Source organism: Alistipes sp. AM16-43, from assembly GCF_003435745.1.
Classification (GTDB): Bacteria; Bacteroidota; Bacteroidia; order Bacteroidales; family Rikenellaceae; genus Alistipes; species Alistipes onderdonkii.
The window spans coordinates 586831-599034 of the sequence record NZ_QTUQ01000003.1; the positions used below are offsets into that span (position 1 = coordinate 586831).

The window sequence follows — 12204 nt, forward strand, 5'->3', positions numbered from 1 at the left end:
TGCCATGTCCTGTGAAGCCGAAGCACGCAAGCGCGTGATTTACCGCGTGACCTTCGTCGGGTTCGTGGTCAACCTCGTCCTCACGGCGATGAAGTTTGCGGCGGGGATCGTGGGCCGGAGCGGGGCGATGGTCGCCGACGCGGTGCACTCCTGTTCCGACATGGCTACCGACGTGGTGGTGATCGCCTTCGCGAAGATCTCCGCCAAGCCCAGGGACGACGGGCACGACTACGGGCACGGGAAATACGAGACGCTGGCTACGATCATCATCAGCCTGGCGCTGGCGGCCGTTGGCGCCGGTATCCTGCTCAGCAGCATCCGCGCCATCCGCATCGTCGTCGATGGCGGGGAGTTGCCCCGCCCGGGCGCCGTGGCTCTGGCCGCGGCGGTGGTGTCGATCGTCATCAAGGAGATATTATACCGATATACGGTGCGTGAGGGGCGTCGGGTCGAAAGCCCGAGCATGGTCGCCAATGCCTGGCATCACCGCAGCGACGCCCTTTCGTCGCTGGGGACGCTGGCGGGCATCGGATGTGCCTATTTCCTCGGGCAGCGGTGGCGCATCGCCGATCCCATCGCAGCGTTGGTCGTCGCAGTCTTTATCTTCAAGGTTGCTTTCGACCTGATCCGCACGGGGCTCGGGGAATTGCTCGAGCGTTCGTTGCCCGACGAGACGGAGCAGGAGATTTTGGGAATCGTTACGGCCGATCCCGAGGTGGGGGAGCCGCACAACCTGCGAACGCGCCGTATCGGGGCCGCGATTGCCGTCGAAGTGCATGTTAGGGTGGACGGGGCGATGAGCGTCGCCCGTTCGCACGAGCTGACGGTCGATATCGAACGCCGCCTGCGGGCGCGTTTCGGCCAGGGGACGATCATCTCGATCCATGTCGAACCCGTGAAATGTCCCGCCGAAGCCGGAATCCCGGGCGGCGACCCGCCTTCCTGCCCCTGACGGCCCCGGAAAATGTATCTCCTGTCCGCGATTTTTTCCTTGTTATTCCGCTTTTTTTGCTGATAACTAACGGGATACGGCTGCGGCCGATTCCGGCACGGAATTTGTAAATTCAGCAACCGGAAAAACAGCGGGGATTTCCCCCGGCGGAGTAGAAAGAAATTTGGTTTTTCGGAAAAAAGTATTTATCTTGCCGCCGTAAAGGCTCCGGAAACCATCGTTTCAAAAGCCCGAACACACGAAACTGACGCGCATACAACATTAAAAGGATAGCCTATCGGGAAAAATTCTACTCTTTATAACTATAATTAGGAGAAAAGAGTATGAACGTACAAGCATTAAGTGACCAGGTATTGCTTAATCATTACCTTTCAGGTGACCAGGGTGCCATATCCAAGCTCATCGAACGCCACAGCCGCCGTGTGCGGGACTACATCAATATGATGGTCAAAGACCGTGACGTTGCCGAGGACATCTTTCAGGAAACATTCATCAAAGCCGTGCGGGTTATCGACGACGGCCGTTATACGGACAACGGGAAATTTCTCTCGTGGATACTTCGTATTGCGCATAATCAGGTGATCGACCACTTCCGCGCTCAGCGGCAGAACAAGACCGTCACCGAGGCTGAGGCGGGTTATGACGTACTGGGGTCGCTGCGTTTCGCCGAACGGAACGTGGAGGACGCGATGGTCAGCGAGCAGATCGAGCGCGACGTGCGTGCTTTGGTCGAGCTGCTGCCTCCGGAACAGCGCGAGGTGGTGATGATGCGTTACTTTTCCGGTCTGAGTTTCAAGGATATCGCGGAACAAACCGACGTGAGTATAAATACCGCGTTGGGGCGTATGCGCTATGCGCTTATCAACCTGCGACGGATGATCAAAGAAAAAAATATGGTTTTGTGCTGATTCCGCACAATATTTCCATGGGGCGGGCGTTTAGTTAGTACAAAGCAAAATATTAGATGCCTATGGAGGATATTGACAAAAACGAGGTTTCAGACGAAGGCATCTCTGATGACGAAGATCTTATGATGCGGGAGGTTGTCCAGGGTGACGCAGATCTTTTCTTTTTACACCATTACCTCTCGGAGGTTTTCCGAAATGGAGATAATTTTTAAGGGTTAATTTTTGATGGGGAAGGGCGCCGGGAGGCGCCCTTCATTTTAATGCCCTGCATCCGGTGCGGGCTTTGCGGAAATCCTGTCCGGAATGTTTTTTGCGACGTCCGGGTAAAAACCGATCGTTATGACACGGATACGTATCAAGCGGGTTTACGAACCCGAGGCTCCGGAGGACGGTTACCGGGTGCTGGTCGATAAATTGTGGCCGCGGGGCATCCGCAAGGAGGCGCTCCGCTATGACGTGTGGGCCAAGGAGATCGCCCCGACCCCCGGGCTGCGTGCATGGTTCCATGCCGCCCCTGAAGAGCGGTGGGAGGAATTCCGCCGCAGGTATACCGCGGAACTGCGCTCCTCGCCGGCCGTGCGCGACTTCGTCCGCCGGATCGCCGGTAAGGATACGGTCACGCTGCTGTACGCTTCGAAGAGTGCGGCCGGGAACCATGCGCTGATCCTGCAGGAATACCTCGCCCGCGCCACGGCTGCGGCCGGGGTTACAAGCGCCCGCTACTCGTAATGCGGGTTGCACCCTGCCCGGGCAGCGGCCGGTAGACGGTGTCTTCCTGCCTTGTAAGCCTATGGATCCCGGGTGGCGGGCATGGCAACTCCGTCCGGGCGACAGTTCGTCTCCGCTACGAATGAAAAAGCACCTCGACGGTGCTTTTTCACGCGGCCCTGCCCGTGTTCCCGGAATTTTTATACCGGTCTTATTTGCGGCCGATCTCCATCCTGAATTTCGGATTAGCGGGTTCGGTATGCGAAGCCGAAACGAATTGCCACATCCGGTCGATGATCTCGGGATGCTGTGCGGCAAGGTCGTGTTCTTCGCGCGGGTCGTCTCTCAGGTTGAATAATTCAAAGCGGTCGTTCCCTTCTTTCACGCGGCGCAGCAAACCTTTCCATTCGCCCCAGCGGACGGCTACCCAGCCTTTGCTGCCGGGGAACTCCCAATAGAGATATTCGTGCTGCGGTTGTCTGCGCCCTTCGAGGGTCGGCAGGAACGAAATGCCGTCGGTCGCGGGGGGCTCGACCCCGGCCAATTCGCAAAGGGTCGGCATCACATCGGGGAAATAACCGACATGGTCGCTCACCTGCGGGCGGAGTTTGCCGCCCCACGCCACGATGAAGGGCATCCGGATACCGCCCTCGCGCAACGACGACTTGCCCCAGCCCTTGCCGCTGCGGAACGGGTGGGCGCTGTCGAACCACTCGCTCGACGAGCAGGAGTTCGACGCCGGGCCGTTGTCGCTCGTCAGGACGATCACCGTATTTTCCCAGATGCCGAGCCGTTTGAGTTCGGCGACCAGCCCGCCTATCTGGCGGTCGAAGTAGGTGATCATCGCGGCATAGGTCGCCCGCGGCCACCGCGAGGGGAAATAACCCTTGCCCTCGATGGGTTGTTCGTCGCCGAATTTACGCACGTAGTACTGTACGTCGGCATCGGGCGCCTGCATCGGGCTGTGGGGGATCGGCGTCGTCCACATCAGGAAGAACGGCCGCTCCTTATTTGCATTCACGAACCCGAGCACCTGGTCGTACATGGCATCGGGGCTGTATGTGCGCTGCGTGTATTTGTCGTAGCTGTGCGGGTCGTAGGGGTCGGCCCCCGCGTCGAGCGGCGTGCCCGGCGGCAGCAGCTCGTTGTCGAGGTAGACGCGCCGGTCGTTTTGCCACAGGAAGGGCGGGTAGTAGGTGTGCGCCTGTCGCTGGCAAATGCAGCCGTAATAGGTGCCGAAGCCCATTTTATTGGGCGTACCCTCCGTCGCGGGGCCTCCGACGCCCCATTTGCCGATCATGGCCGTGGCGTATCCGGCCTGCTGCATGACCGAGCCGAGCGTCGGGGTGCCGGCTTCGAGCGGAGCCTGTCCTTCGAGCGTCGAATCGCGCAGCATTGCCTCGTGGTTCCAGACGTCGCCCCGCCATTCCATCTCGTCGTTGGCGCGGATCTGAGCATGGCCGGCGTGACGCCCCGTCAGCAGGCCGCAGCGTGCCGGCGAAGAGAGCGGTGCCGCAGAGTACATGTCCGTGAAGCGGACGCCGAGTTCGCTCAGGGCGTCGATGTTGGGGGTCTCGATCTTTTGCTGTCCGTAGCAACCGAAGTCGCCGTAGCCTGCGTCGTCCATCAGGATGAAGATCACGTTGGGGCGCGGAGCCGGGTTTTCCGTACACCCCGCTGCGGCCAGTGCGGGAATGGCCGTCAGCAATGTCCGGGGGATTGATGTTTTCATGGATTGCTTTTTGGGTTGTTTTTTGCTGTTAGATGCAAAAATAATAAAATAAGAATAAAAAAAGATCGCAAAAAAGAAAGTTTTTGCGGTCTATCTCTGGTCGAAGAAACTCCCCTTTGTTTATCGGGGCGGTCGGGGAGGGGTGTTTTCGGGCGGTGATCGGCTGCCCTGTTCCCCTTGGTGTTTCAGGATTTTGCAGGGCCGGGTACGAAAAAGCCCCTGCCGCGGCAGGGGCTTTTGGGTGATATGTCGTGGCCGCTTTAGCGGTCGCCGAGGCAGCGGTGCGCCCGGTGGAGCTGGAGCGAGAGCGAACAGGCGGCGACCCCGGCGAAGAGCAGCGAGATGCCGACCCATACGATGACGGCCGTGGTGCCGAATACGAGCGGCTGGAAAAGAATCCAGAGCGAACAGAGCAGCAGCAGGATGCCGCTGAAAATTGTCCAGCCCGACCCGGCGATCTGCATGGCGCCCATGTCGCTGCCGAGCCCGATGGCACCGAACGCACGCAGCATGAGCCAGAACCCGAGGAATATCGGGAGCGTAGCGGCCGAAAGCGCGACGTTGAAGATCAGGATGATGCCCAGCACGATCTCGATGATGCCGCCCGCCAGCATCCAGCCGCGTCCGGTGATGAAATGTTTGTTGACTGACGAGAGTACGACTTCGAGGATGCCCGAAATCAGCATCAGCCACCCGAACAGGAGCGACATGCCCAGGTAACTTTGTGTGGGGTAGACGAATACGAGGATGCCGACTACGAACAGGGCGATGCCGATGATAAGCAGCAGCCACCAATAGCGCACGGCGCGTTTCGAATTTTCGATCAGGGTTGAAAAATTTTCCATAGCATACGGATTTTCCCTTCCTTAAAGCAATTTACATACCAGAGTTCCCGACGGTTCGATCGGCGGACGGTTGGTCTGGGATGTACGCCCTATATTCCTTTCGCGGCAGGCGGGCGCCTGTCTGCGGGGCTGGGCGTTCTGCCCTGCGGGCGGCCGGGAAATAGGAATGCCCGTTACCGGCCGGAATGCCGGGCTCCGGTTGCCGGGCTCAGGGTACGGGGACGGCTGCGGGTGCATTCCGCAACGGGACTACTTCGCCGATCTGGGGGCGCAGTACATGCAGTGCGGTGTCTGCGGCCAGTGCCGCTTCGGTCGCCAGCGGTTCGTCCCAGCGGTGTTTAGCGAGGGCGAACTTGGAGTGGTGGACGGTCATGACCTGCTTGGCTCCAAGCTCTTTGGCCGCCCGGGAAAGTTGGTCGGGCATCGTGTGGATGTATTTCCATGCTTCGTTGTACTGTCCGTTTTCGAGGATCGCCAGGTCGATGGCGGGGAACTGCCGGCCGATCTGCGCGAAATGGCTGCCGTAACCGCCGTCGCCGCCCATGTAGACCTGCCGTGCAGGGGTTTCCAGCAGGAACGATGCCCACAACGTCCGGTTGGGATTGAGTCCGCGTCCCGAAAAGTGCCGCGACGGCAGGCAGTGCACCGCGAACCCGTCGCCGAGCGCAGCCGTTTCGAGCCAGTCGAGTTCGATGATTTTCTCCGGGTCAAACCCCCAGTATTCGAAATGCTCTCCGACGCCGAGCGGACAGACGACCTTCCCGATCCGGGATTTGAGTTCGGTGACCGTGCGGTAGTCGAGGTGATCCCAGTGGTCATGCGTGATGACGAGCAAATCCACGTCGGGCATGTCGCCTGGACGGTAGATGTCGGTGCCCTTGAAAGGCCTGTTGAGGAAGGAGAACGGTGCGGCGGCCCGGAATACGGGGTCGACGAGCACACGCCGCCTTTCGGCCTGGAGCAGGTAGGAGGAGTGCCCGAACCACACCAGCAGGTTGCTGTCCCGATCCAGTGCGCGCAGGTCGGTCTTGAGGGCCGGGACGGCCGCGTCGGGGCGCAACCCCTCCTTTTTGCGGAACAGGAATTCGAGCAGGCCCCGCAGGCGGCTTTTGTCGCCCGTCATCATCGGGCTTGCTTCCAGGTTGCGGAACTGCCCGTCGCGGTAGTTCGGCGATTGCAGGATGCGTTCGAGCCGGCTGCCCCGCGGCAGGCGTCCGAAGGCCGGGAGGTTGAGGGTTATCAGGCCGGCGATCGCGGCGGCGAGTATGATTCCTGTCAGGATTCCCATTATGCGTCTTATTTTCGTGCTGGACATATCGTTTCCCACTGGTTGTACGGTGCAAAGATACCGTTTCCTGCGGAATTGCGGTTATACGGATTCCGGTTTGGGTTACCATAATCCCCGAAATCTTCGCCGGCATCCGGAGGGCATCCTGGAAATGCCCCGCTGCATTTTGTTGTGCAAAGGGGGATTCCGGGCTGTTTTGAATGCCGGATAGTCGGAATAGTTGTTGAAATTTCCATTTATTATACGATTTATATGCCAATTTTTATAATTTTGTACTTAATTGTTCCATAATAGTGATGCCTTTTACGTATTGTCTGAGAAAATTGTGGCCGCTGCACAGGGGATGGAAGTGCATGGCGGCCCTGCTTGCCTGCCTGTGCCTGTTGCCGGACATGGCGGCGCATGCCCAGTCCCCGCCCCGGAAGGTGGTTGTCAACGGCCGTGTCGCCGATGAATCGGGCGATCCCGTCGCCGGGGCTACCATTGTCGAACGGGGTACCTCGAACGGGGTCGCGACCCTTTCCGAAGGCGAATTCTCGATCGCCGTCCTGCCCGGTGCCGTGCTCGATGTCTCGTGTCTGGGGTATATCGACCAGAGTATCGGGACGGGAACCCGTACCGAATTCGAAATCGTGTTGCAGGAGGATGTGAAGGCGATCGCCGAGGTGATCGTGACGGCGCTGGGGCTCGAACGCAACTATGCCGACCTGACCTATTCGGCCGATAAGATCAGGGGGTCGCAGCTCACGGCGGTGAAGGATCCCAACTTGATCCTGTCGCTTTCGGGCAAGTCGGCCGGCGTGCAGGTGAACAAGAACTCGTCGGGTGCGGGCGCTTCGGCCAAGGTAAGCATCCGCGGCGTGCGGTCGGTCGCCAGCGACAACCAGCCGCTCTATGTGGTCGACGGTATGCCCATTCTCAATTCGACCCCCGAGCAGGCCTACTCGGCCATAGGCGGTGTGGCCGATGCCGGGAACCGCGACGGCGGCGACGGCATCTCGAATCTCAATGCCGAGGATATCGAGAGCGTCTCGATCCTCAAGGGTGCCCCGGCCGCCGCCTTGTACGGCAGTCAGGCCGCCAACGGCGTGATCCTCATTACGACCAAAAAGGGCAATGCCCGCAAACAGCAACCCGTGACGTTCACTTCGAACCTTACGCTCCAGTCCCCCTTCAGCCTGCCTGCGTTCCAGAACCGCTACGGGGTGAGCGGCGGGGTGGAAAGCTGGGGCGCCCGTGCGCGGATGAAGACCTACGACAATGCGGGCGACTTTTTCCGGACGGGGATCACGGCGATGAATGCGGTCTCGGTTTCCTCCGGGTCGGAACAGGTGCAGAACTATTTTTCCTATGCCAATACGGCTGAGCGGGGGATCACGGGTTCGAACCGCCTGATGCGCCATAACTTCAACCTGCGCACCACGACCGGGCTTTTCCGGCAACGGCTCAAGCTCGACGGGAATATCAGCTTCATGCGCCAGGTGGTCGAGGACAAACCCGTGCCGGGCGGTTTCTATATGAACCCGCTGGTCGGGCTTTACCGCTTCCCCCGCGGGGTGGATATCACGCCTTACCGGGAGCATTTCGAGGTCTATGACGCCGGCCGCAAACTCAATGTCCAGGATTGGATCGCCCCGAGCGACGATTTCGAGCAGAACCCCTACTGGGTTGTCAACCGCATCCGCAGCAGGAGCCTGCGCAACCGGGTCATGGCCTCGTTTACGGCCGACTGGAAGGTGAACGGCTGGCTGCGGCTCAAGGCGCGCGGCAATGTGGACTATGTGAATGACAAGGTGCGGCAGAAATTCTATGCTTCGACGGCGCCTGCGCTGGCCGGTGCCAACGGACGCTATATCGAGAGCAGCTACTCGGAAACCCTGTTCAACGGCGAAGTGCTGGCGATGTTCGACAAACGCCTCTCCCCGGACTGGGAGTTCAGCGCGACCGCAGGTGCGGGGCTGAACGACCGGACGGTCAATTCGCTGCGCATCGATTCCAAGACGGCGTCGCTCTATTTCCCCAATGTGTTCAACGTCGCCAATATCGTCATGAACGGTTCGGCCTATGTCGACGAACAGATCGATGCGCGGCGCCAGACGCAGTCGCTTTTCGCCACGGCGTCGTTCAAGTATGCCGGAAGCCTCAATTTCGAAGTCACGGGACGCAACGACTGGGCATCGACGCTCGCCTACACCTCGCACGAAGGCAGCGGGTTCTTCTATTATTCGGCTGGCGCATCGTGGGTGATCGGCAAGATGTTCGAACTGCCCCGGTGGATTTCGTTCGCCAAGGTTCGCCTGACATGGAGCCGCGTGGGGAACGACATCCCTATGTTCATCACCAATCCTAAGTCGCACGTCACGGCCGGAGGGGGCATCAATGCCGCTGACGCCGCCCCCGGCACCGACCTCAAGCCGGAGATGACCAACGCCCTCGAAGCGGGGTTGGAATGGAGGTTCCTCGACGACAGGCTGGGCGTCAACCTGACCTACTACAAGACCAATACGCACAACCAGTTCTTCAAGCTTCCGGCCCTTTCGGGCGAGGCGTATGCCTACCGTTACGAGAATGCGGGCAATATCGAGAACCAGGGCGTCGAGGTGTCGCTGAACGCCTACCCGGTCTACGGAGGTGCGCTGACGTGGCAGTCGACGGTGAACTTCGCACATAACAGGAACCGCGTGATAAAACTCCATGACGAGCTGCGCGAATATGTCTACGGCCCGTCGAGTTTTTCATCGTCCTATGCCATGAAACTCGTCGAGGGAGGTTCGATCGGCGATATTTACGGGCGGGCGTTCGAGCGCGACGCAACGGGGAGGATCGTCTACGAGGCCGAAGGCGATTCCGCCGGGTTGCCCCGCACCGTGGGCGACGGCAATACGGTGAAGGTCGGCAATGCCAATCCCGTGTTCTCGCTCTCCTGGGGCAACACGTTCTCTTATAAGGGGATGTCGCTGTCCGTGCTGCTGGACTGCCGCTATGGCGGACGGCTCCTGTCGCAGACGATGGCCGACCTGGATTCCTACGGGGTGTCGGCCGCAACGGCCGATGCCCGCGACCGGGGCTGCGTGATGCTCGAAGGGCAGCGGATCGACGACGTGAAGGGTTTTTACAAACTGGTCGGCGGCCGCGCAGGTGTGACCGAGTATTACATGTACGATGCGACGAACATCCGGCTCCGCGAACTGGCGGTGTCCTATGCATTGCCGCAGCGTCTGATGCGCCGTACGCGGGTATTCAGCGGCATGACCGTGTCGCTGGTGGCCCGCAACCTCTTCTTTATCTACAATGCCGCGCCGTTCGATCCCGATCTCGTCCTTTCGACGGGCAACGACAACCAGGGGATCGACGTCTACGGCATGCCGACCGTACGGAGCATCGGCTTCAACATAAAACTGGAGTTCTGAGAATCATGAAGCGCTTTTACATATATCTGTTCGCCGCATTTTGCACAGTCTTTTTGGGTGCCTGCACGGGGAATTTCCGGGATATGAACGACGACCTCTCGGGGATTTCGGATGAGGATCTCGAGGCCGACGACAACGGCTTCGGATACCGCCTGCAGATCGTACAGCAGGGGATTTATTTCAACTACGATTTCGGCAAGGGCAAGAACTGGCCGTTCCAGATGACGCAGAACCTCAATGCCGATATGTTCTCGGGCTATATGCACGATCCCAAACCGTTGCAGGGCGGCAGCCACAACTCCGATTACAACCTGCAGGACGGCTGGAACAGCGCCATGTGGCAGTTCACCTACTCCTACGTCATGCCCCAGATTTACCAGTTGGAGCAGACGACACGCGAAAAGTTGCCGCCGTTCTATGCCATAACGAAGATACTCAAAGTCCTGGCCATGCACCGCGTGACGGACTACTACGGGCCGGTGATATACAGCCATTTTGCCGACCGCGGCAACGAATACGTGCCCGACAGCCAGCAGCAGGTCTACGGTTGTTTCTTCGACGACCTGGACGAGGCGGCGGACATTCTTGCGGCATGGGTCGAGGAGCAGCCCGAGGCCGGCGGGTTTTCCAGGTTCGACCTGCTGCTCGACGGCAGCTATACGGCCTGGCTCCGTTTTGCCAACTCCCTGCGCATGCGCCTTGCCGTGCGTATCGCCGTTGCTGCGCCCGAAAAGGCCCGTGCGGAATTCCGGAAGGCGGCGCAGGCGGCCGGAGGGGTGATCGAGACCAGTATGGAGAATGTCGCCGTGAAGACCTCGGGTACCTATTCCAATCCGCTGGGCGAGATCAACCTGAACTGGAACGAGGCGGCCATGAACGCTTCGATGGAATCCGTCCTGACCGGGTACGGGGATCCGCGGCTGCCAAAGTTTTTCAAGCCCTGCGGCAGCGACGTGGTCATTGCCGGCGATGCGGGCGACGGGACGGTCGCCCTGAAGGGGCAATACCATGGAATCCGTCAGGGGACGGGTTTCTCGCATAATTATTACGCGGCATTTTCCCGCCTTACGGTGGATACGGATACCGATGCCGTCCTGATGACGGCGGCCGAGGTGTGGTTCCTGCGTGCCGAAGCGGCATTGCGCGGCTGGACGGACGAAGATGCGGAGCTCTGTTACCGCAACGGCGTTGCGGCATCGTTCACGCAATGGCAGCTGTCCGGGGCCGAACACTATCTGGAGAGCGACGCCATGGCGGCCGATTACCACGATCCGGTAGACCCGGGGAACGACATTGCCGCCCGGTGCCGCGTGTCGCCCCACTGGGATGCGACGGCGGACGACGAACTGAAGCTCGAGCGGATCATCACCCAAAAATGGATTGCCATGTATCCCGAAGGGTGCGAGGCCTGGGCCGAACAGCGGCGGACGGGATATCCTCGCCTGTTCCCCGTGCGTCTGAACCACAGCAAGGGCTATATAGATACCGAAACGATGATCCGCCGGCTGCCGTTCCCGGCCGCGCTGGCGACGTCCGATCCCGAGCAGTATGCGGCGCTCGTCGCGGAACTCGGCGGCGGAGACCACGGTGGGACGCGCCTGTGGTGGGACGCGGGGCGCAATTTCTGATCCGGAAGCCCCGGACTGGCCCGGGCGTTGCGTCGTGCGGCGGTTGTCAGAATTTCCAGCTTGCGCCCAGCAGGATATTGCGCGGGCGGATGGCATAGCGGTAGGAGCCCGAGCTTACTCCGTCGAAGGTCGTATAGGCATATTCTTCGCGGCCGAAAAGGTTTGCGGCGGTCGCCGTAGCTTCCCATTTCCCGTTTATTTTCCAGCGAAGCGATGCGTCGGCCAGTAGCAGGTGTTTGCTCCGGTCGACCGAAAGCTGCGAGTAATAGTGCTCCGCCGTGAATTGGATCACCCATTTCTTCGACGGTACGAGGTTTACGGTCAGCCGCTGGTTGAAATCGTGCCGCCCGTCGGGCTCCCGGCCGCGGATGGAGAGTGTCGTATAGCGGTATTCCAGCCGGTATTCGGTGTTTACCCAGGCGGCGAACCGGAAGTTGAAACGCGGCGCGACGGTCAGGGTGGAATTTTCATAGGAGGTCGGCACCTCTTCCAGCAGCAGTTCCGTGCCGCTGAGGTTGTAGCCGACGTTCAGGCCTGCCTGACCGTTGAGGGCGTCGATATTCTGGCTGACGTCGCCCGACAGGTACCATGACCGCACGCGGTTCGAGCTGCGCACGTAGTAGTTTACGATATAGTCGCCGTCGAAGCGCTGCGCAGGCAGGAACGGCAGGTCGTTCCACGACCGTACCGCGAGCAGGTTGGCGAAGAACCCGCCGATCGGGGTCTTGTAGGC

General features: G+C 60.1%; 9 protein-coding genes and 1 pseudogene. 6 read left to right on the forward strand and 4 right to left on the reverse strand.

Annotation, left to right across the window (positions count from 1 at the left end):
* Positions 1 to 4: 4 nt before the first annotated feature.
* From DW189_RS08460 to DW189_RS08470, 4 genes are all read left to right on the forward strand, one after another.
* Entirely contained in the window at positions 5 to 952 is a 948-nt protein-coding gene (locus tag DW189_RS08460; protein ID WP_022332354.1) for a cation diffusion facilitator family transporter, read from the forward strand.
* A gap of 323 nt (positions 953 to 1275) precedes the next feature.
* Positions 1276 to 1860: an RNA polymerase sigma factor gene (locus DW189_RS08465; RefSeq protein WP_055203845.1), complete on the forward strand. Its 585-nt coding sequence runs from the start codon at positions 1276 to 1278 to the stop codon at positions 1858 to 1860.
* A 62-nt stretch (positions 1861 to 1922) separates the two neighbouring features.
* Positions 1923 to 2072 (forward strand): hypothetical protein, encoded by a 150-nt coding sequence (locus tag DW189_RS14430; RefSeq protein ID WP_022332352.1) that lies wholly within the window; start codon positions 1923 to 1925, stop codon positions 2070 to 2072.
* Between the two features lie 127 nt (positions 2073 to 2199).
* Positions 2200 to 2589, forward strand: a complete 390-nt coding sequence (locus tag DW189_RS08470) for a DUF488 domain-containing protein (RefSeq protein WP_117507514.1) — start codon at positions 2200 to 2202, stop codon at positions 2587 to 2589.
* Between the two features lie 190 nt (positions 2590 to 2779).
* On the opposite strand, the gene DW189_RS08475 is transcribed toward DW189_RS08470, so the two are convergent.
* From DW189_RS08475 to DW189_RS08485, 3 genes are all read right to left on the reverse strand, one after another.
* Positions 2780 to 4300, reverse strand: a complete 1521-nt coding sequence (locus tag DW189_RS08475) for an arylsulfatase (RefSeq protein ID WP_117507516.1) — start codon at positions 4298 to 4300, stop codon at positions 2780 to 2782.
* A gap of 260 nt (positions 4301 to 4560) precedes the next feature.
* Complete coding sequence (locus tag DW189_RS08480; RefSeq protein ID WP_018696391.1) at positions 4561 to 5145, reverse strand: HdeD family acid-resistance protein; 585 nt, start codon at positions 5143 to 5145, stop codon at positions 4561 to 4563.
* A gap of 208 nt (positions 5146 to 5353) precedes the next feature.
* The gene (locus tag DW189_RS08485; protein ID WP_117507518.1) at positions 5354 to 6460 is read right to left on the reverse strand and encodes an MBL fold metallo-hydrolase; all 1107 of its coding nucleotides are present in this window, start codon (positions 6458 to 6460) and stop codon (positions 5354 to 5356) included.
* Positions 6461 to 6786: 326 nt separating this feature from the next.
* Between DW189_RS08485 and DW189_RS08490 the strand changes: the two genes are divergently transcribed.
* Together DW189_RS08490 and DW189_RS08495 are read left to right on the forward strand one after the other, a co-directional pair.
* Positions 6787 to 9843, forward strand: a complete 3057-nt coding sequence (locus DW189_RS08490) for a SusC/RagA family TonB-linked outer membrane protein (protein WP_117507520.1) — start codon at positions 6787 to 6789, stop codon at positions 9841 to 9843.
* A gap of 5 nt (positions 9844 to 9848) precedes the next feature.
* Positions 9849 to 11471 (forward strand): SusD/RagB family nutrient-binding outer membrane lipoprotein, encoded by a 1623-nt coding sequence (locus tag DW189_RS08495; protein WP_117507522.1) that lies wholly within the window; start codon positions 9849 to 9851, stop codon positions 11469 to 11471.
* Positions 11472 to 11517: 46 nt separating this feature from the next.
* On the opposite strand, the pseudogene DW189_RS14525 reads toward DW189_RS08495, so the two are convergent.
* A pseudogene (locus tag DW189_RS14525) lies at positions 11518 to 12204 on the reverse strand (TonB-dependent receptor); the annotation flags it as partial.